This window comes from Paenibacillus sp. EB106-04-04-XG159 (genome assembly GCF_058791835.1).
This window is the reverse complement of sequence record NZ_JBYTDY010000005.1, coordinates 32,803-57,482: the sequence shown is the minus strand read 5'-3', so window position 1 is coordinate 57,482 and position 24,680 is coordinate 32,803. Positions and strand designations below refer to the sequence as shown.

Here is a 24,680-nt window from a genome sequence, read left to right as displayed (position 1 = left end):
TGTTGTTTACAATGTGATCAGATCACGGTGTCGGAGCAGAGTCTGCCATGCTGGCAGGCGCCTGCTTCGCTTCCAGCGCATCGCGAATATAGGCTTGCATCGCATCCAGATCGCTGACCTTCAGAACATCAGCGTCATGAACCCGAGTTTCCTGCAGCAGATTGGAAGGCGGGAGCTGCAAGTTCTCCCCCATGCTGACGCCTAAACCTAATGCGCCAAGCTTAATCATATCATCAACTGTGAGGTTCGTGTCCACATATGGAGATATTTGATTAATTAGATACGGCAGCTGAATAATGGACCATGTCGATTTCATCTCTTGCGCGACAGCGGTCAGCAGGTCTCGTTGCCGTTTCGTCCGACTGTAGTCTGACAGCGCGTCATACCGAAAACGAACATACTGAAGCGCGCTTTCACCGTTTAACTTTTGAAGGCCTTTCTTCAGATTAATATCATACTCCTTGCCGTCCGCCTTCGAGGTGTAATGCATATCTTTCTCGACTTCGAATTCAATGCCGCCGAGCGCGTCGATCAGCTTGATAAAGCCTTGAAAGTCAGTGTAAACATAATATTGAATGTCGAGTCCAGTCCAATTGCTAAGGGTTTGCATTGCAAGCTTGTGTCCACCATAAGAATACGCCGCATTGGCGCGATCATTACCGTACTCCGGAATCGTTAGATAGGTATCTCGAAGAATCGACATCAGTGTCGCTTTCTTCGTCTTCGGATCGATGGAGGCGATCATCATCGTGTCCGTCCTCGGCGACTCATTCGCCTTTAGTCCGCGTACATCGGCACCCAACAGCAAGATGTTGACTCGTTCCGTACCTTCCCATTTTGGCGGCTCGGGGGGTTCAGGTACAGCAGGTGCAGTCGCAGAAACATTTTCACGTTCATACACTTTGGTGATCACGGGCGATTTATCGCCTTTGTTCAAGCTGTTCAGACTGTCATACAGCCACCAAGTATAGGCGCCTGCTCCGCCTACGACGAGAAGTGTGAGAGTTAGCACGATTACCTTCCATTTTTTCCTCATCCACATGAACCATTTCATTTATGATTTCCGTCCTTTCGGCAGTCGGAGAGCAGAGGGGAGTGGTCTTGGTGTGTTTCGTTCCGACTCACTTGTGCCTGAGTATGCTTAAGCATGTCCGTGCAATATCCAAGTTGTCTCACTATATTATAAAATTTACCGTTTGTTGAAGCAATTCATGACTACAAACTTAGAAATGAAGCAGATGTGACAAAATAAGTTATGGTCTGTTGTTGATAAACGGAGGTCATTTAGTTAAAAAATGTGATACTATCTTATTTGTTCCCATAATGAGCTGATATGCAGCATGATTAGCGCATCAATGGAACTTGACTGATAGGAAGAGGGGAAGTAACAAGATCATGAATGCTATAGAAGTAGACAAGCTGCGCAAGACGTTTCGCGTACAGCGCAATCGTGAAGGTCTGAGCGGCGCGCTGAAGGATCTGTTCAAGCGTGAATATAACGAAGTAACGGCAGTTAAAGATATCTCGTTCACGATTCCAGAAGGCGAGATATGCGGCTATATTGGCGAGAATGGCGCTGGCAAATCGACAACGATCAAGATGCTGACAGGCATACTCGTTCCAACAGCGGGTAAGCTGCAGGTTCAAGGATATGTGCCGTTCCAAGAGCGCGAGGCGTTCGTGAAGCATATCGGCGTCGTATTCGGACAACGCAGCCAACTGTGGTGGGATATCGGCGTGATTGAATCATTTCGACTGCTGCGCAAAGTATATCGTGTTCCGGAAAATGACTTCAAGCGCAGACTAGATGAGCTGGTTGAGCGCATGCAGCTGCAGGAGCTGTTGAATCGACCCGTGCGGAAGCTGAGCTTGGGTCAGCGGATGCGCTGCGAGCTCGTGGCATCTCTGCTGCATCAGCCGAAGGTGCTGTTTCTCGATGAGCCAACGATTGGTCTCGATATTGTCGTGAAGACGGAGATTCGAGAATTTCTCCATCAACTGAACCGAGAGCATGGGACAACGATTCTGCTGACCACGCACGATCTGCAGGATATTGAAGCGCTCTGCTCACGAGTTATTATGCTGGATGACGGCAACATCATCTATGACGGCGGCCTAGATCATCTGAAATCGACCTGGGGCAAGGGGCGCGAGATTCGCTTCCAATTCGCGGAGCAGGTTCAGATCGCACGGCTGCAGGCGATGACGGCAGGCCTGCCTGTCCAATGGGAGCAAGCCTCGGCGCTGGAGGCCAGCGCGTTCGTGGCCACTGGCGGCAACGTATCCGACATCATCGGGCTGGTCGTAGGTCAAACCGCAATTCGTGATCTTAGCCTGCATGAGACGAATACGGACGAGATTGTGCGGGAGATCTACAAGACGGGATCAGCGGATGCCAAGGCAGTACCGCTCATAAAAACGGCCGAGAAAGAAGAGGCGCTTGTTCGATGAGCGCTTATGTTGAGTTGATACGCATTCGTTTCCTGATGATGCTGGCTTATCGCATCAATTATTATTCCGGCATCTTAATCTATACCTTGAATATCGGCGTCTACTACTTCACATGGCAGGCGATCTACGGCGGACAAGGAGAGATTGCAGGATTCACTGCTGATCAGATGACCACCTACATCGCGGTATCGTGGATGGCGCGCGCCTTTTATTTTAACAACTTGGATCGTGAGATTGCGAATGAGATTCGCGACGGCAGTGTTGCGATTCAGTTTATTCGGCCTTATAACTACTTGGTCGTGAAGCTGATGCAGGGATTCGGCGAAGGGGCGTTCCGGCTCATCCTATTCATGACACCGGGGCTTATTATCGCCTGCATTCTGTTTCCTGTGCAGCTGCCGACGGATCCGAAGCTGTGGCTTATATTTGCTTGGATGCTGTTTATGAGCTTTCTCATTAATACGCAGATCAACATTATTACAGGCTTGAGCGCCTTTTTCATGGAGAACAACGAGGGCATGATGCGGATGAAGCGGGTGATCGTGGATTTATTTTCTGGTGTCATCATACCGATCTCCTTCTTCCCAGGCTGGCTCATTACGTTGAATGAATGGCTGCCGTTTCAAGCGATCACCTATCTGCCGAGCTCCGTATTTACTGGACGTGTTGCAGATAGTGACATTCCGGGTGTTCTGGCTGTGCAGCTAGTATGGTTTGCGATCCTCATTATCCCGATTCTGCTGCTGTGGCGTTCCGCGCGTCACCGGCTGTTCGTACAAGGAGGATGAGAAGGATGTATTATGCGGGCTTGGTGATGGAATATTTGAAAAATTACGCGAAGACGAGACTGACTTACCGTGCTGATTTCTGGGTGGAGGTATTGTCGGATCTGTTATTTCAAGTGACGAATCTGATCTTCATCTTCGTGGTATTTATGCATACACCAACCTTGGCGGGTTGGACTCTTGATGAAATGGTGTTCGTATACGGCTTCTTTATGATTCCATACGGGATCTTCAGCTGCTTCTTCAATCTCTGGAATTTCAGCGAGCGCTACATCGTGAAGGGGGAGATGGACCGCATTCTCACCCGACCGGCGCATAACTTATTTCAGATTCTATTGGAAAATGTAGACCCGCCCTCCCTCATCGGTTCATTTGTAGGGGGGCTTCTGATGGTCATTAGCGGTACGCAGATGGGGATTGATTTCGGCGCATTAGAGATGTTGATGCTGTTCGTATTTGTGGTGGGAGCAGTCATGATTTATTTTGGCATATACACGGCTTTGACTTCGATCTCCTTCTATTCGGATGCGCCGACAGGCATCCTGCCGCTAGTGTGGAACATTCAGAGCTACGGCCGTTATCCGTTGACGATCTACAATCGTTTTATTCAAGTGCTCTTAACGTGGATCTTGCCGTTTGCCTTTGTGGGCATTATTCCGGCCGCGTACTTTATCGAGGATAAGGGAATGCGGGATATGGCGCTGCTGACCCCAGTTGTAGGAGCTGTTTTCTTTACGATCGGCTTGACGCTGTGGAATGTCGGAGTGAAGAAGTATCGCGGAGCAGGATCGTAGTTCCAGCCGTCAGAACGGACGACTCCGGGTGAAAATAGGGTATAATCAGTAAATACGCAGCACGGTTGAAGGAGGACATGGGGATGACAGAATCATTGCATATTGGACAAGCTGTTCCGAACTTCACGCTTCCTAGCTCCAACGGGCAGGATGTAAGCCTAAGCGATTACCGCGGCCAGAAGGTGGTTATCTACTTCTATCCGAAGGACATGACACCGACTTGTACGCAGGAGTCCTGCAGTTTCCGCGATTATCACGGCGATTTCGAGAAGCATAACGCAGTTGTGATCGGGATAAGCCCCGATCCGTTGAAGAGACATGCCAAGTTCATAGAGAAGCATCAATTGCCGTTTCTATTACTGTCTGATGAGGAGCATCAAGTTGCCGACTTGTTTGGAGTATGGCAATGGAAGAAGAATTTCGGCAGAGAGTATTATGGCGTCGTGCGCTCCACCTTCTTGATCGATGAGGAAGGCAAGCTGGTTCAAGAGTGGCGAGCTGTAAAGGTTAAGGGTCATACAGAAGCAGTGCTCCAAGCAGTCAAAGGCTGAATCAATCAGCTGGCAGGCTGGATAAGGGTCAAGCCTTCCAGATGTAAGATAGCAGGTTGCGATTGTTGCAGCCTGCTATTTTTGTATAGTGAGGAGTACTACACATGTTGCTACCGCTAGATATCTTAAAAATATTTTAACAATCGTATTATTGACCGGGTGGTCTATTCGTGTTTTACTAATTATAGACCACTCGGTCAATAATGTGTTTGGGAGCAAGATCAGATGAAAAGAGAAGAGAAAAATCTGCAAAGCAGACTAAAAATAGTGGAAGGCGCATTAGCGGAATTCGGCGAGAAAAGTTATGCTGAAGCATCTCTTAATAACATCTGTTCCACAAACGGAATATCCAAAGGGATTATATATCATTACTTCAAGGATAAAGACGAGTTATACCTTGTTTGCGTTCAGAAGTGCTTTGATGCACTGACAGCGGATCTGTCTAATTTAGAGCTGCCAGAAGGCAATGACATGGAAACAACGTTGCAATGCTACTTTGATGCGAGATTGAGCTTTTTCGGCCAGCATCCTTTGCTGTTCAACATATTTCGCGATGCCGTTGCTGTACCGCCGCTGCATCTTAGAGCAGCGATTGGTGAAATCAAGAGTAGATTTGATGCGTTTAATATTGAGATCCTGACCAAGCTGCTCAAACAAGCCAAGCTGAGAAAGAACATCAGCATAGAGGAAGCGGTATCGAACTTCTGCCACTTTCAGGACTATTTTAATTTCCAATATTACAAGGTGTATAAGAACTGTTTGCGTGACGAGCCCCTTCCGGAGCATCATGAAGAAAGCTGTAAGAGGTTTTTAGACATATTACTTCATGGAATGGTTGAGAGAGAAGCGGAAGACGAAGCTTAATCAGCATGAATGACGAATGAAAGGGAGAATATAAACAATTATGGAGAGAATTGAAGAAAAAGAGCTTGTTAAATTTTTCTTGCCGGACAATTCGGAGGAAATCTTCGATTATGTCGTACAGTTCAATGAACTGATGTTGAAATACAACTCAGCAATCCGAGAGGTAAAAACCAAGCTTGAAATACTAAACGATGAACTTTCTATAAATAATCAAACAAGTCCGATTGAATCGATCCATGCCCGCACGAAAAAACCGATTAGCATAGCTCAAAAGCTTAAAAGAATGCGTAAGGACGCCACTCTTGATGCTATAGTAGATAACCTTAACGATGTTGCGGGTATCCGAGTCATCTGTCCCTTTGTGGACGATATTTATAAGGTGGCCGAAATGCTGGTGAAGCAGGACGACATCCAGGTGATTGAGATTAAGGATTACATCAAAGACCCAAAACCGAACGGGTATCGGAGCTATCATATGATTGTGGAGGTGCCAGTATTCTTCTCTGATTACAAGCAGATGATGCGGGTTGAGCTGCAAATCCGTACGGTAGCGATGGATTTCTGGGCAAGTCTTGAGCATCGATTGAAGTACAAGAAAGATATTGCGGATGCGGGGCAAATTGCCGCTGAGTTAAGTGAATGTGCGGAGGTTATTGCACGAACGGATCAGAAGATGTTGGAAATCCGGCAAAGAATTGACCAAGACTAAACAATAAAAGAGAACCTCTTAGAAATCAGGTGAATGAATATCTATGGATAAGGAATCATTGAATTTTCCAAAGCATAAATTTATAAGTCTGCTTACTTTTGTGGTATACGTCTTGTTGTGCGGTGCCGTTATCGGTGCGGTCACGACGATCTTCTTACAGTTTATGCACCATGCCATCCATTTCTTGTGGACCACGGTGCCGAATGCAATTCCATCGTCCCTGTCAATTGGCGGAATGACGTTAAGTCTATATCCAATTGTGATATGCGTGATCGGCGGTGTTCTGATTGGCTTGTGGCAGAAGAAATACGGCGACTATCCAAGAACACTCGAAGAATTCATAGGGACCTATAAAAAAGAAAAACACTTGCGTTATGATAATCTGCTGATCGTCTGCGTGGCGGCATTACTTCCCCTCATATTTGGCGGAAGCATCGGTCCTGAAGCGGGACTTGCTGGCATTATTGCTGCACTTTTAAGCTGGATCAGGGATAGATATAAATCAGGCATGACCATGGTATTGGAAGATCGCTCTCAACAGAAGCGTACAACGCTGAGAGCATTGATGCAAAGGCCGGTTCAAGCCTACATCGGAACAGAGATCGAGGTAAACAGTCAAAGCTATTCCATATCGAAGTTGTATCGATGGATTATCTATATCATTGCAACTATCGGCGCTATTGCATCGTTCCGAGTGGTTGGAAATCTGCTTGCAAAGGAAGGTATACAGTTAGCTTCGTTTACAAGCATCGAATTCAGTATGAATGAATTGCTTGCCTTTATCCCTCTGGTTTTGGCCGGAATATTATGCGGAGCATTGTTCTTAGTATGCCAATGGCTTTCAAAAGTGGTTTTTGCGCCGCTGGAGAACAAAAAAGTACTGCGCGCGGTCATTGCGGGATTTATTCTCGGAGCTGTCGGCATGTTCTTGCCTGATACCATGTTTGCCGGCGAGGCGCAAATGTTTGAACTGTCTAATGACTGGAAGTCATGGGCGATACCGATGCTGCTCTTAACGGGCTTCATTAAAATATTCATGATTAATATCTGCATCTCGGGCGGCTGGCGCGGGGGGAACTTCTTCCCGATCCTGTTTAGCGCAACCGCGATCGGGTTTGCGTTTTCTACCTTTTTACCAGTAGACGTAACCTTCGTTGTTCTTACATTTATGGCAGCCTTTACGGCAACAGCGCTTGGACAGCCGTTGATCGTCGCCATCTTATGTATGCTGTTCGCGCCGCTTAATGCCATTATAGCCATTGTGGTCTCGGCATTTATCGGTGGGAAGTTCCATACCGTATTGAAAAAGGGAGCCGTATAAGCATGAGCAAGATTACTTATCGTAACATCGCCGCACGTAATTACGAAGAAGTAAAAAGCATGATTAATCAAAGCTTTAGTTTATATAAGGTGATACCCAATCCAAATGTGTTGAAAAGAGTGCTCGCTTTCTACCTGCATTCCTGCCTTGCCGAGAGTACATATAGCCTTGTCGCCGAGAAGGGTGGCAAGGTTATTGGCGTTATATTAGGACAGGCCAATAATGATGGAACGCATTGGTCCAATATCCGTCATCTACTTGCTATGGTGCACCAATACATGATGATGACACTGATGTCCATAAAGGATAAGACCGGAGTAAACGATTACAAGAAAGTCTTGCATGCCTACAATCAATTGTTTAAGGGCAGAAAGCAGGATTATGACGGTACTATTACGCTCTTTATCGTCACAGAAGAAAGTCGTGGCTTAGGGATCGGCAAGACACTTGTGTCACAGCTTATCGATTATATGAAACAGCAAGGTGTCCAACATTGTTACCTGTTTACAGATTCGAACTGCAATTACGGTTTCTATGATCATATGGGATTTGAACGCCAAGGAGAAACCACGATTAGCATTCATGCAAAGGATATAGCGGATACTCTAGATATATATTTGTACGGGTATGAAATATAAGCAGTGTGGGACAAGAAGTGTGCCGAAACCACTTGATTTGCCGTTAGCTCATCATGTGTAACTTCCTAATAAATTATGATAATTAAGATGTTAGAAGCCCTTGATTTTTAGTAAATCGAGGGCTTTTATAATAGTGTTCGATAAGAATTCCGATATATACCCATTATTGATGGTACTCATCACAATTAAACTAACGTTCTCCGTTAGCGTAATATTGGAGCGAATTTCAACCTGGCAATGGTTAAGTCCAAGCATTCCTCTACCAGCCATAGCTGCTCTATGTTTAACGGTAAGTTTTTAGGCCCCCCTCAAGGATGGCCTGTTTGTGCTTAGCTATTTGTATTCCTAGTGTTTAATTGCCTTTACAGGTTCCAACAAAATCAAATGATACTCGTTTCCACACCCGCTTGGTTTATCATTACGAATGTGCTCTTCCAGGCATAGTCTTGATCGATCAGATTTGTAAATCCCGTCCTTTGCTAATTCCCTCATAAAAGTTTTCCAAGATAAATTAATATCCTCACTACTCTCGAACATAGCGTAAAGACCGCCGGGTAGCACCATCTCCTTTAGATGCATCGGAACCGAAACACCATCTGGGATTGTCGCACACATTCCATAACCATAAGGCTTTCCGAGATTGCTTGGCATCGGTTTTACATTGCCACCGAAAAAACGTGCTGTACTTAGTAAATTCGAGGTCTTAATCCACTCAAGCACTGGTGTCATTGCTTCGTCTTCTGGAGAGACACCGATGGAAATATTAAAGGCAACTCTCATAGGAGGAAGGGTAATAATTTTCACCATACTACTTTCAGTTAAACTGCGCATAAACAAGTCCTCCGTCTCTTTTAGGAGTTCATCAACATTTGAAAACGCATCTTGCTTTTGAAGAAATTTTTGAACTTGTTCTAGTTGTTCTTGAAAAAGAGTTAATTCAGATTTCTGTGACTGTAGTTCAGAGATCTTATTCTCAACAACAGTGCTCAACTGTGATAGAGATTTGTTTGCAATCACTGATTTAATATCCCTTATGGAAATATCCATTTTTCTTAGTATGGCTGTAATTCTGATAGAAAGAAGTGCGTTCTCGTCATACACCCTCCATCCAGAGGATTTATCCCTTCCACTCTTGAATAAACCCTCTGATTCCCAATGTCGCAAGGTGCGACTTGTTAGGTCCATCTGTTCCGATACCTTATTTATTGCGACTGATCTGTTCATTTTGGGTCTCCTTTCCGAGCTCTAAATATATTCTAGCACTTGACGCTGCGATAACTTCAATAGCTTTCGTAAGCTTCCTAAGTTAACCTTCTTCTATGACAGCAAAGGGGGCTTTTGCTCTCCGCAAGCAAAAACCCTCTCGTTCCTTTTTGGGCCAAATAAAACTTCCCTCTATTTATGATACGGCTCACCGTAACATCTATTAAGCGAAAGGCAAAAACTATATAATGGTCACAACATGAAAGCCAATTTCTCGAAGAGGTGAGACCATGCAAATCCATTACGAAGCCATCGAGCAGAGCGGGCAAATTCCGGTCAAGATTTTCACGCAGTTTATTTTGTATTCCATCCAGAAGGCAAGACGTTAGGCGATTTCTCGCACTTTGCATTTGTGTAATACGAAAGGATTGCAATAAATGGCCCTTGCAAAAGTTCTTACTTACTCATCCAATTAATGAAGCAATCCTACTGCCATGCACTGGCCTGAAGGATTGCTTCTTTTTTCGCTTTCTGATTGGCCCATGGTATATTGAGTGTACAAAGAAATCCATCCTTTCGTGTGTAGTTGGGTGATACCTCCATTTCACCAATTAATAAAACAGGACTATCTCTTAGATCATTTTAATGACCTGTTGAGACAGCCTTTGCGATTAGGCATCCGATTTTACATATACCAAAACGAAGTCATCAAATCATAAACGATGCTATTTTTTCTCTTCGACCTTGCCAGTAAAGTAGGGGGGCACGCAAAAAAGAAAGCCTTCATCGAAAGTCATGCTATCAAAGGAGCAAAATGATGATGAAATGGTTTCGCCCGAGCTTAATTGCCGCGCTTGCGATTGTGTTGGCCGCACCAGCGGTAGGACTGTGGGGCAGACCGACCACGAACGCGGTCGAAATTGCGACCTGGCTACCGATCAATACGGAACCAATGATCGTGCAAGGTAGTGCCTTAGACTTGTCAGGGTTGAACGATGCGCCGGCCGGCAGGTACGGATTTATTCAACAAGGCGTTGATGGGGATTACACGTTCGAGCATGTGCCACAAAAGAAGGTTAAATTGTACGGCGCCAATGTGACGTGGAACATGTATTACGGTTCGCATGAAGAAGCAGATCTGACCGTAGACCGGCTCGAACGCATCGGTTACAACGTCGTCCGCATTCATCCGGTCGATTCGATGACCGATTGGGCGCCGGGCATCTTCCTGCAGAATGGATCAACGACGCCGCAATTCGACGAGGATAAGCTCGACCAATTGGAATATTTCATTTCGAGGCTAAAGGCTAAGGGCATCTATGTGACGATCGATGTGTTCCATTTGTACGACTTCAAGGAAATCCCTGGGCTTGGCGAATATGCGGAGGGAGACAATTCTGCGTATTTGTTGCCGTTTCTCCCTCAGGCGCTCGACATGTGGAAGGCGATCGCAGACAAGTGGCTCTCTCACGTCAATCCGTACACCGGTCTCGCTCTAAAAGACGATCCGGTACTGGTCGGCGTCAGTCCGTGGAACGAGTCGCTACTGCTAAATATGGATCTGGATTCCATGAAGCAGCCTTTTCGCGACTATATGCTTCAGGATTTCAACAGCTTTCTGGCAACGCTCGGCGAGACGCCCGTTGCATCGATCACATCGTCGTACTGGAATGCCTCCGGTACGATGTTTGATCGGCTGAGCGCCTATTATTCTAATAAAACGATTACCGTCTCCAACGCGATGCGGACGTATTTGAAGCAGCAGCTTGGCATTCATGCGCCGATCGGTGGATTAAACTTCATCGTTAGTCCGAACGTAAATTACTGGAGAAGTTCCGCTTCCGATGTGTACGAAACGCACGACTACTATCAGTTCGTGAACGACCGATTCAGCGAGAACGGACGTAATGGCTACAAGTATAGGCCGCTAAAGATGCCGCGTCTCAGTATGGTGTTCGATCCTGCAACCGCAGCGAACTATCCGAAGGATTGGGCGACCGATCGTCACTTCGGCAGCTATTATCCTGCGTTGTCGCTGAGACAACCGAACGCGACGCCGTTCCTGCTGACGGAGTTCCAGGATACGTTTCCGGCCAAGGGACGCGAAGAGGTCGGCATCTTTAACGGGGCGATCGGCGCCTATCAAGGCTGGGATATGATGAACCGCTTCTCGTTCGGGCGCGACGTCCGCGACGGATACGTGAATTTGCCGATGGGCAACTCGGAGGAATTCTCCGTCACGAGCGATCCTTTTGCGATTTTGTCTGAAGCGGAAGCAGCATTATTGTTCCGCACCGGAGCGGTGGGGGAAGCCAAACCGAAGTTCGTATTCGTATGGGACCGCACTTGGGCAAGAGATACGGGCGCTGCCGCTGAAGGAGAAGCGTATATCGCGAACATGATGTATATCCCGCATCTGTTCAAGACGGTATCCGTCTACGCGGATCAACCGGGCGAGCCGTTCTCCGTCTACAAGATCACGGATGACTTGACACAGGAGCAAATCGCGAGCGGCAATCTGCCGGTTGCGAACAAGTTGAATATAACGACAGCGATGACCGATCGCAAAGTGGCGGAGACGTTCATTAATTCCCTCAGCAACCATAAAACGAAAACCACGATGCTGTCCGCACTGAACAACAATAAGCTGCTGTCCGATACGGGAGAGCTTGTGTTCGACTTAAATCTGAATACATACTTTGTCAATACGCCGAAAGCGATTGCCATCGCGGGCACGATGAATAACCATACGTTCACGCTCAGTCATACGGCGATAACCGCCGACGTGAACAAAGGTACTTTCTTCGCCTCTTCGTTAGACGGGAAGGCGCTTAAGGAAAGCCATCGGATGCTTCTGATCTATACGACGGATGTCGCGGCAACAGGAGAAGAGAGCGTCACTTTGCCTATAGGCGAAATAAAGTATTACAAAGGCACGCTGCCGACACTCGCGAAGCGGCAAAAAGCGCAGTTTCAACTGAACACGAATCGTCCCACGAACGCGTACAGAGCCTATAAGTTGACGCTGAACGGTGAGCGCGTGCAGGAAATTCCGGTTACAGTGAACGGTAACACACTTAACGTGACCTTGGATACGAGCAACGGCTTCGCTTTCGAACTCATATACGACGAACTGTTCTCCGGCGATTGAGATGCGCCATATGGATTTCCAGCGATGGCAAATAAAAAGTCTTCGATTAGGAAGTAGACAACCGCATGTACCGTTCGCGCATAGCATCGTTCTCCATTGCCGATACCTATTACGAGCAAATAACATTTATTAAAGATCAGAGGCAAGCAGAAGATTGCAAATTCATTGTTAAACTAGGCTAAGAGCAATTGTATAGAAGCTCGATTAGTCCTCACCATCCTAATCGAGCCTTTTCTATTAACTGAAAAAACATTCACCGAATCAAAATTTCGCCCTACTTATGATACGGTTCCCCGTAACGGGTCTAACGGCGAAATTAAAATGGCACCCTGTCGGGTGCCACATGATTGATGAAGTGTAGACATCCGGCAACGGATTGCGTGTCACACCTGTATAGAGGGTTGTAATTTAAAGCAACTTGATCAGCTCTTCTAGCTCATCAACCAATACTTTCGCAAGTTCAAAATCAGTATTTTTCAAAGCCATTTCTATTTTCATTTCAACTGATTTTTTATTTTTTTCAGTTTCTAAATAATCTCGATCAAAATGACTAGCATAAATCATCTGTCTAAATTTTCGCATACTCATTTTTCTAATCGTCTTATCGTCAATGATTAACACATAATCCATACCATTTACAACAGAATAGAAATCGTGAGAAATCATGAGAATCGCACCTTTATAGTCTTCAATGGCTTTCTCCAGTGCGATTTGTGTATAGGTGTCTAAATGGCTTGTCGGTTCATCCAGAAGCAATACGTTTGCTTTACTGGCAGAAACTTTAGCTAATTGAAGCACATTTTTTTCTCCACCCGATAAAGATTCTATCTTTTGATTAACGATTTCCCCTTCAAAGCCATAGCTTGAAACATGCGATCTAATCTCATCATAAGTTTTAAACCCAGCATCGATGAATTCTTCTAGTATTGTATTAGAATCCCTTAGCACTTCGCCTTGAACCTGAGATAAATAGCCCACTTTAGCATCAGCATTTATTTCAATTGAATCATGATTATTATTAAAGATATCTCGGAGTAAAGTCGTTTTTCCGGTACCGTTTGAACCAATAATGGCTACTTTATCCGTAGATTTTATCTCAAAGTTAACATTGTCTAAAAGCAACTCATCAAAGGCAACACTATAATGATTGACATTTACAACAATGTTGTCTTCCATTTCTTTATCCATATCAAAACGAATATTCGGTTGCTTAATCTCAACAAATGGCGTTTTAATTCTACGCGCTTCCAATCTTTCTTGAAACTTAACTCTAGCTTTTAATGCTCTCCCTCTAGATGCATCTGCATTATTAGTTGCGATTTCTCTGAGATTATTGATGATGTTCTCATTTCTCTCCACTTCTTCATCATCAGCGATTGCGAGTTCTTGTAACTCAATTTTAGTCTGAAGTAATGAGAAGTTATAATCAATAAATCGCCCATCAAACTCTTGGATCTCCTTGTTTTCAAGGTGTATAATTTTGTTGAAACAATGATTCAATAAATATCGGTTATGCGTAACAACTAGCAGTGTTCCTTTGTGAGAATTAATAAGGTCTTTAAGCGCATTTAGGTTTTCAAAGTCCAAAAATACATCGGGTTCGTCCATAATCAATAAGTCTGGACTACTAAGCATTCCCTTCATGACTTGAATAAGTTTGAATTCCCCGCCACTTAGATCGGATACCCTAAGATCTCTTAGCTTCATGAGGTTTGCTAGATTTAGTTTCTTAATAATTTTGCTCTCAAAATCATCCCCACCGATTGAATCCAATGCGTCTAACGCTACTTGATACTTTTCTAATAAAGAATCAATATCCGACGAGGTTTCCATTTCAGTACAAATAGAAGTTATTTCATTTTGTATCTTAATAAATTCTTCCCCTATATATTCAAAAACAGTTGTTACTTTAGTTGCGTCTAGTTGAGAGAATTGACTTACATGCCCAATTTTGTAGGTCGGGTCTATTTCTAGCCTGCCCTCGAACAGATATCTTTCGGGATCCATCAGTATATCTATTAATGTACTTTTCCCATTGCCACTTGTTCCTATAAAAGCGCAATGTTGTGCCTCTTCAAGCGTAAATGAAATGTTGGTATATAGTTCTTTTTGCGGGAATGAGAAGGATAAGTTATCAACTTTTATCATCGTATTACCTTTCTTTACAAATATAATCATGACTATTATTAGGTGTATTGCACAACATAGATTTTGAGTTTACCGTTGCTAGAGTAACACTGTTTACAGCCAACTTCAATCCCATTGTATCCCATCCCCGGAATAGGTCGGGTAGGCTTAGAAATCCTCCCTCCTTTCCTTTTGAATATATCACCGGCGATTTTTGCATACTTGATTTGAGTTGTACAATAAAAACTTGCCGTCACTTATGGTACGGCTCACAATTTTGGTGCAGATGATTCCGCAGCACAACTTACATTCCAGAAGCTGTCCGATGGACCCGGTAGTGCCTAGAAGGCAGCTTCTTTTCATTCCAATCGAACAGAGCGAATGCACATGAACAATTCCAATCTCCTGCAACTTCTACAGCGCCAGTTCTGTACCGACGGCCTATACTCCGCTGGTGGACAGAATGTCTGGGTCATGGCAGCTATTGTTTCCGCGCTCAGGAATACCACATAGCTCATGCAACCGAGCGCGATAGGGATACAAACAGTGTTGCTTGTTGTCTCATCTGTTGTTTTGAACAAGCATACTGTTAAAGAGCCAGCGAAAGTTCCATCTGAAATACTGGGGCAGATGCCAATCCTCATATCCTTCTAATACCCCTTGTTCCAACCAGTAAGACTCTGATTTCCCGCTTGTTACAGCTCTAGAAACATAAGCGATCGTTTTCTCCAAAAAGCGTATGACATCTGTGATTCGATCTGAATTAGACACATCTCCGTGTCTCGGAACGACAGTATCGACCTTGAGGTCTTTTTGAATGCGTTTAAGGATGCGTATCCAAGCGTATGGATTACCGTATGGCATGACCGGAATCGTCTTAGTCGATATTAAATCACCAGCGATCAAAGTTTGCTCTTCAGGAACGTACACAACAGCATCACTTAAAGAATGACCGCCTCCGTAAGATAAAACTTCGATAGTTCGCTTTGTTCCTTGAATAACGAGTTTATCTTCAAAGGTTATCGTGGGTATCACCCTGCAAAGGGAAGGGGTGGCATCATACAGGGCTCGCTGTACGGAAAGATCATAGCCGATTTCGGTTAGCATGTGGGGATCTCTTTGCTGTGAACGTACATGATTTAAGCTAGTTATTAACTTTTGAATGTTTTGTTGCATGAGATCAATATTCACTTCGCCCATATCAGATAGCAAATCTCTTGTCCAAACGGTAGATATAAATTCGCTTTTCATAAATTCCTGATTGCCGTTGACATGATCTCCATGAAAATGTGTATTCACTACATATTTAACTGGTTTGTTTGTTAATTGTTCAGCAGTATGACGTAACAAAGCACCAGAATGCGGAAGGTTGGTTGTATCCACTACAACGGTTACATTTAACTATATATTTTTGGTTGAAAGGTTACCTGACTGGTTACAGACTGGACCTTCCCGTTGATTACCGAATGCGGCCTAAATTAGGCTAGAATATATCCCGTGGATTCGTGATATTTTCGTAGAACCGGCAACGGTCAAGGATGGTTACTACCTATTGCCTGACATGCCGGGAGCTTCTACAGAGATTATTCCAGAATACTTTGACAAGTACCGCATTAGATAATATAAGATCCCGACACTTAGTTTGTATAGCTGGACATTAATATCTCGAAAGGATGGTTTATATGTCAGCCTCAACGATAAGACGTCCGAACATCTTATTTATCATGTCAGATGACCATGCTTCCCATGCTATAAGCGCCTACGGCAGCAAGGTCAATACAACGCCCCATCTGGATCGGATCGCGAATGAGGGCATTCGATTTGATCATTGCTTCTGTACGAATTCGATCTGTGCTCCCAGCCGTGCGACGATTCTTACCGGTGTCTATAACCATATCAATGGTGTTAAGACTCTTGGCGATGATCTGGATGGCAGACAGGTCACCTTTCCTAAGCTTCTGCAGGAATCCGGCTATCAGACGGCGATAGTAGGCAAGTGGCATCTTGGCCACGGAGGTATATATGATCCAACCGGTTTTGATTATTGGAATGTGCTTCCTCATCAAGGGAGTTACCTTAACCCCGATTTTTTTGAAATGGGTACAAAGAGACAATATGAAGGTTACGTAACAGACCTGATCACGGATATTTCATTGGACTGGATGGCGAACCGCGATCCCGAACGTCCGTTCATGCTGATGTGCCATCATAAAGCTCCGCATCGCAACTGGGTGCCGGATGATAAGCATATGCACCTGTATGAGAACGTTGACATACCTGAGCCGGAAACGTTTAACGATGACTATGCAACTCGTTCCCAAGCGGCGGTACAAGCTAAGATGCGCATAGATGATCTAACTGATCATGACACAAAGGGAAAGCCTCCTGCACATTTAACACCTGAGCAAGTTCGTAACTGGAAATATCAGCGCTATATGAAGGATTATTTACGTTGCATTGCATCCATTGATGACAATGTTGGTAGAATGCTTGATTATTTGGATGAGGCAGGATTGACTGAGAATACAATTGTCATTTATACGTCAGATCAGGGATTCTTCCTTGGCGACCACGGCTGGTTCGATAAACGCTTTATGTACGAAGAGTCTTTGCGAATGCCGCTATTGATTCGTTATCCCTCTGAGATTAAGTCAGGCAGCGTGAATAAGGATATCATGCTAAATACAGACTTTGCGCCTACTTTCCTCGATTATGCTAGATTGCCGGTTCATGAGCGAATGCAGGGCGAGAGCGTCCGTCCCTTGTTGAAAGGTGTAACGCCCGAAGGCTGGAGAACCTCCATGTATTATCGATATTGGATGCATCTAGATGCGGATCATGAAGTGTATTCACATTATGGTATTCGCACACATGATTACAAGCTGATCTATTATTATGCCGAGGCGCTTGGAACGACAGACTCACGCGATGAATCACGTCCGCCAGAATGGGAGCTGTTTGATCTAAGAGAGGACCCTTATGAACTTAACAACGTATATGGAAACTCGGCATATGAAGAACGTACGGCTGCATTAAAAATAGAGCTGGAGCAATTGATGATGGAAGTAGAAGATGAGCGCATGCATGGGGCTGTATTGAATAGCGATTTGAGGTCTCAGCTTTTTTGACAGAAGAGATAGTTGTTTATATAATTTGTTATTAGCCATCAATTGCTAGTTTGATAAGCAAGAGGAATGAAACATTCTTTTTATGATGGGAGAGTAAGCATTGTGAGGCAAGAGAAATCGCATAAGAAACCGAACATACTGCTTATTACAGTTGATCAGATGCGCTATGACTGCTTGAGCGTTGCAGGTCATCCGATCGTTGAAACACCCAATCTGGATGAGCTGGCTTTACGCGGTGTTCGCTTCGATCAGGCTTATTCAGCTACACCAAGCTGTGTGCCTGCTCGAGCTGCATTGCTGACAGGACAAAGTCAGCGTAAAACGGGACGTGTTGGCTATCAGGATCGGGTGCCGTGGAACTATGAAACGACGCTTCCGGGAGAGCTGGCCAAAGCAGGGTATCATACGCAATGCGTCGGCAAGATGCATGCCTATCCTGCGCGTAATCTGCTTGGTTTCCATAACATTGTACTTCATGATGGGTACCTGCATCATAACCGCAACAAACACAGTATTCCTGTGCAGGAGCATTATGATGAGGTTGACGATTATGTACAGTGGCTGCGCGAGCGTGTGCCGGATGCGGATATGCTGGATCTTGGTCTCGATTGCAATGCGTCTACAGTTGCTCGTCCTTGGCATCTCCCAGAGAAGCTGCACCCGACGAACTGGACCGTATCCCAATCGATTGATTTCTTGCGTCGGCGCGACCCAAGCAAGCCTTTCTTTCTAATGATGTCCTTTGTGCGACCGCATCCTCCGTTTGATCCGCCGCAGGCTTATTTGGATCTATACGAGGACGCGGATATACCAGACCCTGTTGTAGGCGATTGGGCAAAGACCGACTATACAGGATATGAAGGACTGGTATCAACAACCGCGGAAGGCATCGTACCGAAGCGCCGTCTGAAGAAGGCAATGGCTGCTTATTATGCGCTGATCACCCATCTTGATCACCAGATTGGACGGTTCTTGCAGGTTCTGAGCGAGTACGGCGAACGCGAGAACACGATTATTCTATTTGCATCCGATCATGGTGAATTGCTGGGCGACCATCATCTATTCCGCAAGGTACTTCCCTACAACGGCAGCGCCCGAGTGCCGTTTATCGTCAATGATCCAGGAAATCACCTTGGACTGGACAATGGAACCGTGCGAAGTGAAGTGGTAGAGATGCGCGACATCATGCCGTCCTTGCTGGATGCGGCAGGTGTGGCTATCCCAGATACAGTTGATGGCGATAGTATATGGAAACTTGCGCGGAAGAACAAGCCGAACACGGATACACCAAGCAGCCCTGAATGGCGTGCTTATTTGCACGGTGAGCATTCGTATGGAAACGCTTCAAATCACTGGATTACCAATGGCAAGGAAAAGTACATCTGGTTCTCACAAACCGGAGAGGAGCAGTATTTTGATCTGATCCTTGACCCGAATGAGCTTCATAATGCCGTCAATGATGAAGATAAGCAGGAGCGTATTGGCTATTGGCGCTCTATTCTGATCCGTGAATTAGATGGGCGTGAAGAAGGTTATTCGGACGGTGAGCGACTAATAGTAGGTTGCAAGCCGGTTTCTGTTTTGTCGCATGTTTACTCTGATTAAGCTAGTACAACAGCATATAAGCAAAAAGTGAGTGCTCAGCTAGACACCAAGGGCAGTATCGGTGTAACGCTGAAGCATTTCACAGGTTCAGTCAGATCAGAAAGCGATTGCAAGGGAGCGCCTGTTCATATGGGGCTAAGAGAGCTGCAAGGGGCAGACTTGCTGTTCGGAGATGTGAATCCTACGTCAGGCAAGTTGTTATGAAACGCCGACAATGAGCGTGTGATTGAACCTGGGGGTTGGTCATCATAGTAGGAAATAGTTCGGAACAGGTGCAGTATACATCTCTATATGTAGGAGTTGAGCATGAGTATGATTCGGATTAATCGATGGATAGAGGAGCTTGCTGCCCAGTGCTGGCTGGAGAGCAGAAGCTATGAAGATTGGAACCTCTCGCGCGGTACGTATATACGACCGGGTGAGTACACTTACGATGTTGAAGGACTGGTAGGCAGTCCTAATGATATTATCATCGAAACCTATGGCACAACGTATTGGCTGCGCAAGCAGTTGAACATTCCAACCGAGTGGAACGGTTCGCAGGTTGGTCTTGTTGTTCGAGGCGGAGGCGAAGGCTTGCTTCGAATTGACGGTGTCTCCTATCATGGCGTCGACCGCAATCACTGGTTTGTTCCTTTGCCTGTAGATAAGGTAGGTTATACACCGAATGTTGAGATCGAGCTGTTTGATCCAATACCGGAACCGATTGATCCATTGAACAATCAGCAGGTAAGGAATCCGTCCGTTCGCAGCTTGGAGATTCAGCTAGTCCATGTGAACGCCGCTGTGCAAAGCCTGCTGTATACCGTAACTGTGGTTCGAGATACCGCTAGGCTGATGCCACAGCAAGAGCTGAAGCGGCAGCGCCTGCTAGACATGCTGCGCTCAGCCATGGATGCCATGCAAGCAGAGCGAGATCGTGGCGCGGTGGACTCCAATTGGGTTCATGAGTTGGATCTCAAGCTTCGCGAGCAGGTGCGCGCTGATGTCAATCTTCGTCCAGGTGCAGGATACATGCACCTTGTTGGACAATCACATATTGATATAGCGTGGCTATGGCCTGTACGTGAGACAGTACGCAAGAGCAGTCGAACCTTCTCAACGGTAAATACGCTGATGGAGCAATATCCTGAGTACCTCTACAGCCAGAGTCAGCCGCAGCTCTATGCGTTCGTGAAAGAGCATGATCCCGAGCTCTTCGAGAAGATCAAACAACGCGTAGCAGAAGGACGTTGGGAATTAGTCGGCGGCATGTGGTTGGAGCCGGATCTGAATATTCCGAGCGGGGAATCGCTGGCGCGCCAGCTCCTGTATGGTCAGCTCTTCTACCAGCGTGAATTCGGCAAGCGGTCCCATATCGAATGGCTGCCGGACACATTCGGATATTGCGCTTCATTGCCGCAGATGTTGAAGCTGGCAGGAGTGAACGCCTTTATGACAACTAAGCTGGGCTGGAACGATACTAACCAGTTCCCATACGATCTGTTCCAATGGGTAGGGATCGATGGTACAGCTATGCTGTCGTATCAGAATCACGGCGTCAACGAAAGCACGACACCGAAGGACATCTCAGAGCATTGGCAGTCCTTTAAGGAAAAGTCCAAACACCCTGAACAAATGCTGTTGTATGGTCATGGCGATGGAGGCGGCGGCGTTACGCGAGAAATGATTGAATACGCGCAGCGCGCAGAGCTTATGACAGACCTACCTAACAGCCAGTTCAGTACTGCGGAGCAATTCTTTGAAGGCATTTTAGCTTCAGAAGCTGAGCTGCCGAAATGGCACGGCGACTTGTATCTGGAGCTGCATCGCGGTACCTATACGACACATGCGCGCAATAAGCGCAGCAATCGCATGGCTGAAGTACTCTATCGCGAAGCGGAAATCTGGAACTATGCGGCGCCGTTGCTTGCGAATCGCTCGGATTCGATCAAGGATCAACTAGCTCAAGGCTGGAAGCTGATCCTGTTGAATCAGTTCCATGATATTATTCCAGGAACAGCAATTACTGAGGCATATGAGACGTCAACGAAAGAGTATAAGCAGGTATTCGATATCGGCAATCAAGTGCTGGCAGCAGGTATGAGTCAGCTAGCGGAACATATTGCTGCTCAAGGCGAGGGTGAGCCGTACATCGTGTTCAACAGTCTCGGCTGGAATCGAAGCGGCGTCATTCGCATCGAAGGCGGGGAAGAGCTGCGCCATGCAGAAGTTTATGACGATCAAGGTAACCGTCTGGACAGCGATTGGTCAGAATGCGATTCAAACGGTGCAGATCGAGTTGCGTTCGATGTTTGGGTTAGCGATATCCCTTCCTTCGGGTACAAGACGATTTGGCTGCGACAAGCCTCAACTCCAGCTGCATCAGCTGAATTGGCTGCGTCAGAACGACTTGTCGAATGGGAAACGGAGCATTACAAGCTTCGATTCAATTCCAATGGCGCGATAACAAGCTGGTTCGACAAGAGTACGGGACGAGAGCTTATTAAAGCGGGTGAAGCCGCGAATGAGCTGCAGCTATTCCATGACCGACCAACCTATTGGGATGCATGGGATATTGATTCCCGGTATGAGCAGCAAGCGGTTGAAGGTTTAGAATTAGTCGACAGCAAGGTCGTACTGCGCGGCAAGACAATGGATGTGCTTCGATTCAGCTGGAAGCTTGGCGAATCTGCAGCATCCACGATTCAGCAGGATATGATCTTCTACCATCAACAGAAGCGGGTCGATTTCAAGACAAAGGTTGATTGGCAAGAGACTCATAAGCTGCTGAAGGTTGCCTTCCCAATCGATGTTGCAACTGTGAAGGCGACATATGAGATTCCATTTGGAGCCTTGGAGCGTCCTACGCATCGCAACACGAGCTGGGAGCAAGCTCAGTATGAAGTATGCGGACATCGCTGGGTGGACGTATCAGAAAGCGGTTATGGCGTAAGCTTGTTGAATGACTGCAAGTACGGATACGATGTACAGGGCAGTACGATTCGACTCTCGCTGCTGCGTGCGCCGAGATGGCCTGACAACACTGCGGATCTAGGCGAGCATCAATTTACGTATTCGTTGTATCCACATGAGCAGGATTGGCGTCAAGCCCACACCGTCCGTGAAGCGATGGAGTTGAATCATCCGCTGCAATCCGTCAAACACCAAGTTGGTACAGGCTCGCTGCCTAGCGAACACTCCTTGCTGTCATATGAGAGCAAGCATGTCATCTTGGATTCGATCAAGGATGCGGAAGATGGAACAGGACTTGTCATTCGCTTGTACGAATCGAGCGGCGGACGCGATCAAGCGTGCTTGAGCGTGCCTGATGGAATCGATAAAGTATATCTGGCCAATCTGCTAGAGGATACCATTGAGGAAATCGAGACAGTGGAAGGTCAAGTCAAGCTTGCATTTAAGCCGTATGAGATCAAGACATTGAAGCTTACGTACAAAGCATAAGCTCGGTAAATAGATTTTGATATAGCAAAAGGCTGCTAGGAAGGCCGTGCAATAAGATGCACTTGCCGACCTAAGCAGCCTTTATCATTTAATCAGAGAAGATGGAGTTAGATAATGAACTTGCCTTACTTTGCAACTTGTTGACCTGCGATGCGGCCGAAAGTGATGATATCAGCAATCGCGTTGCCGCCGAGGCGGTTGGAGCCGTGGATAACACCTGTTACTTCGCCGGCTGCATACAGACCTTCAATGACTTTGCCTTCTGTATCCAGGACGCGTGTTTCTTTATCGATAACCAATCCGCCCATTGTATGGTGAACAGATGGCACTGCCTTCATAATATAGTAAGGACCTTTTTCCAAGGAAGCTAGACCGCCGCGATGTTTGAAATCAAGATCCTTGCCTGTTTTAGCGTACCCATTTACCTTATCAACTGTAGCTTGAAGCTTAGCTGGATCGATGTTGAAGTGCTTCGCTGCATCTTCAATCGTATCTGCCTTGTAGAGCAAATCGTCCTTCACAAGCTGCTCATACTCGTCTGGATGAGCGGCAATTGTCTTGCTGATCTCTTCAAGATCTTGGTTCCACAATTGGTATGCATATCCGCCTTCTTGCGCCAAGATTGCTTTAGAGATGACGTCACGGCGTTCAAGCTCTTCTACGAAGCGATCACCGTTTTGGTTAATTAGAATAGCACCGTCGAAGCGAGAATCCGCCACGAGGGAGATTACGCCTGTCTTAGGATTACATACAGGGTATGTTTGGATACTTTCCATATTCGTGATGTCAGCGTTGATTGCTTGCGCCATGATGATACCGTCGCCAGTAGTTCCTGGTGTGTCCGTGGACATATAGTTTTCATCATAGACAGGGTTATACTGCATGCGCATTTCAATGTTGGAGCCGAAGCCGCCGGTTGCAATGACTACGCCTTTGCTAGCGTTAAATGTAATCTTCTGACCGGAGCCGCTCGTTGCTTCTACGCCTGTTACTTTGCCGTTAGCATCTGTAAGCAGCTTCTCCGCTTTCATTTCCGTCTTCACTGGAATTTGCAGTTCGTCAGTCTTTGCCTTGAGCTTCTTGATTGGTTCAGCGCCAGTGTGGCCCACTGGAATGAGCGCACGCTTGCGAGAGTGACCGCCGAATTGGAACAATTGATCCGGGAGGAATTCGACTTTAATCTCATCACGCAGCCATTCAGCGGAGCCTGTGGCCTGTTCAGCTAGAATTCGAACCATTTCAGGGTTACCGAGATTGTCTCCGCCCTTCATTGTATCTTCGTAGAAGAGTTCAACCGAATCATCTGTAATGCCGACAGTTTGTTGTACCCAGTTGCCAGGAGCGTTCATCTCACCGCCGGAGATCAATGTGTTACCGCCTACTGTAGGCATTTTCTCCAGGATAACTACGTTAGCGCCTGCTTTCTTCGCTTCGATCGCAGCACTGAAGCCAGCGCCGCCAGCACCGATAACGACAACGTCAAAGTTCTGTACCGCTTCTTCTGTTTGAGCGGTGCTGCTGCCAGCTGCGGAACCAGCCGCAAGCGTTAAGCCTGATTTCGCAATAGCATCCGCGATCGCTGCCAAGTACCCTTTACTTGTTTCCGTTGAACCGCTGATCGCGTCAACCTCCGCGCTGTTCGCGCTCATAACGTTGTCTTTCAATTTGGTATATACGGGTTCAGACAATACTTCATTCTCTTTCTGTTCCAATACTTCGATGTTCGTAATCTTATCGTCCTGGAAGGTAACTTCAACTTTGATGTCCCCATGCTTACCATTGCCGACGCCTGTTACTTTGATAGCGCCGTCGGTGCTAGCCGCAGTGTCTTCCTTAGAACCGCAGGCTGTCATGGAGAATGCAAGACAGAGAGCCAAGATCAGTGATAATACTTTCGTAGTTCGTGTAC

Annotated in this window: 17 protein-coding genes; 12 read left to right on the top strand and 5 right to left on the bottom strand. The window is 46.2% G+C overall.

Annotated elements, in window-relative coordinates; translation table 11 throughout:
- Nucleotides 1-22: 22 nt before the first annotated feature.
- Nucleotides 23-1,054 carry an LCP family protein gene (locus AC3WTP_RS07735; RefSeq protein WP_492394022.1) on the bottom strand — a complete coding sequence of 344 codons (1,032 nt, stop codon included), beginning with the start codon at nt 1,052-1,054 and terminating at the stop codon, nt 23-25.
- A 341-nt stretch (nt 1,055-1,395) separates the two neighbouring features.
- Between AC3WTP_RS07735 and AC3WTP_RS07730 the strand changes: the two genes are divergently transcribed.
- From AC3WTP_RS07730 to AC3WTP_RS07695, 8 genes are all read left to right on the top strand, one after another.
- A complete protein-coding gene (locus AC3WTP_RS07730) occupies nt 1,396-2,451 on the top strand; it encodes an ABC transporter ATP-binding protein (RefSeq protein WP_492394021.1) in 1,056 nt (351 codons plus the stop codon).
- The gene (locus AC3WTP_RS07725; protein WP_492394020.1) at nt 2,448-3,239 is read left to right on the top strand and encodes an ABC transporter permease; all 792 of its coding nucleotides are present in this window, start codon (nt 2,448-2,450) and stop codon (nt 3,237-3,239) included. The genes AC3WTP_RS07730 and AC3WTP_RS07725 overlap by 4 nt, the downstream gene beginning before the upstream one ends.
- Nucleotides 3,240-3,244: 5 nt before the next feature.
- Nucleotides 3,245-4,030 carry an ABC transporter permease gene (locus tag AC3WTP_RS07720; protein WP_492394019.1) on the top strand — a complete coding sequence of 262 codons (786 nt, stop codon included), beginning with the start codon at nt 3,245-3,247 and terminating at the stop codon, nt 4,028-4,030.
- A gap of 83 nt (nt 4,031-4,113) precedes the next feature.
- On the top strand, nt 4,114-4,581 hold the full coding sequence (gene bcp / locus AC3WTP_RS07715) for a thioredoxin-dependent thiol peroxidase (protein WP_492394018.1): 468 nt from the start codon (nt 4,114-4,116) through the stop codon (nt 4,579-4,581).
- 225 nt (nt 4,582-4,806) lie between these two features.
- On the top strand, nt 4,807-5,445 hold the full coding sequence (locus AC3WTP_RS07710; protein ID WP_492394017.1) for a TetR/AcrR family transcriptional regulator: 639 nt from the start codon (nt 4,807-4,809) through the stop codon (nt 5,443-5,445).
- 40 nt (nt 5,446-5,485) lie between these two features.
- The gene (locus AC3WTP_RS07705) at nt 5,486-6,154 is read left to right on the top strand and encodes a GTP pyrophosphokinase (RefSeq protein ID WP_492394016.1); all 669 of its coding nucleotides are present in this window, start codon (nt 5,486-5,488) and stop codon (nt 6,152-6,154) included.
- Between the two features lie 43 nt (nt 6,155-6,197).
- On the top strand, nt 6,198-7,475 hold the full coding sequence (locus AC3WTP_RS07700) for a chloride channel protein (protein ID WP_492394015.1): 1,278 nt from the start codon (nt 6,198-6,200) through the stop codon (nt 7,473-7,475).
- 2 nt (nt 7,476-7,477) lie between these two features.
- Nucleotides 7,478-8,113: a GNAT family N-acetyltransferase gene (locus AC3WTP_RS07695; RefSeq protein ID WP_492394014.1), complete on the top strand. Its 636-nt coding sequence runs from the start codon at nt 7,478-7,480 to the stop codon at nt 8,111-8,113.
- 345 nt (nt 8,114-8,458) lie between these two features.
- On the opposite strand, the gene AC3WTP_RS07690 is transcribed toward AC3WTP_RS07695, so the two are convergent.
- Nucleotides 8,459-9,337: a MerR family transcriptional regulator gene (locus AC3WTP_RS07690; RefSeq protein ID WP_492394013.1), complete on the bottom strand. Its 879-nt coding sequence runs from the start codon at nt 9,335-9,337 to the stop codon at nt 8,459-8,461.
- A 796-nt stretch (nt 9,338-10,133) separates the two neighbouring features.
- On the opposite strand from AC3WTP_RS07690, the gene AC3WTP_RS07685 reads away from it, so the two are divergent.
- Nucleotides 10,134-12,467, top strand: a complete 2,334-nt coding sequence (locus AC3WTP_RS07685) for a hypothetical protein (RefSeq protein ID WP_492394012.1) — start codon at nt 10,134-10,136, stop codon at nt 12,465-12,467.
- Nucleotides 12,468-12,875: 408 nt separating this feature from the next.
- Here AC3WTP_RS07685 and AC3WTP_RS07680 read toward each other — a convergent pair whose 3' ends face one another.
- Together AC3WTP_RS07680 and AC3WTP_RS07675 are read right to left on the bottom strand one after the other, a co-directional pair.
- Nucleotides 12,876-14,615: an ABC-F family ATP-binding cassette domain-containing protein gene (locus tag AC3WTP_RS07680; RefSeq protein ID WP_492394011.1), complete on the bottom strand. Its 1,740-nt coding sequence runs from the start codon at nt 14,613-14,615 to the stop codon at nt 12,876-12,878.
- A gap of 540 nt (nt 14,616-15,155) precedes the next feature.
- A complete protein-coding gene (locus tag AC3WTP_RS07675) occupies nt 15,156-15,977 on the bottom strand; it encodes an MBL fold metallo-hydrolase (RefSeq protein ID WP_492394010.1) in 822 nt (273 codons plus the stop codon).
- 299 nt (nt 15,978-16,276) lie between these two features.
- Between AC3WTP_RS07675 and AC3WTP_RS07670 the strand changes: the two genes are divergently transcribed.
- The 3 genes from AC3WTP_RS07670 to AC3WTP_RS07660 all read left to right on the top strand — a co-directional run bounded on the left by AC3WTP_RS07670 (nt 16,277) and on the right by AC3WTP_RS07660 (nt 22,771).
- Nucleotides 16,277-17,722, top strand: a complete 1,446-nt coding sequence (locus tag AC3WTP_RS07670) for a sulfatase family protein (protein WP_492394009.1) — start codon at nt 16,277-16,279, stop codon at nt 17,720-17,722.
- A 102-nt stretch (nt 17,723-17,824) separates the two neighbouring features.
- Nucleotides 17,825-19,327 (top strand): arylsulfatase, encoded by a 1,503-nt coding sequence (locus tag AC3WTP_RS07665; protein WP_492394008.1) that lies wholly within the window; start codon nt 17,825-17,827, stop codon nt 19,325-19,327.
- Nucleotides 19,328-19,639: 312 nt separating this feature from the next.
- Nucleotides 19,640-22,771: an alpha-mannosidase gene (locus AC3WTP_RS07660; protein ID WP_492394188.1), complete on the top strand. Its 3,132-nt coding sequence runs from the start codon at nt 19,640-19,642 to the stop codon at nt 22,769-22,771.
- Nucleotides 22,772-22,896: 125 nt separating this feature from the next.
- Here the strand turns inward: AC3WTP_RS07660 and AC3WTP_RS07655 are convergent, their stop codons facing one another.
- On the bottom strand, nt 22,897-24,624 hold the full coding sequence (locus AC3WTP_RS07655; protein WP_492394187.1) for a flavocytochrome c: 1,728 nt from the start codon (nt 24,622-24,624) through the stop codon (nt 22,897-22,899).
- Nucleotides 24,625-24,680 lie beyond the last annotated feature (56 nt).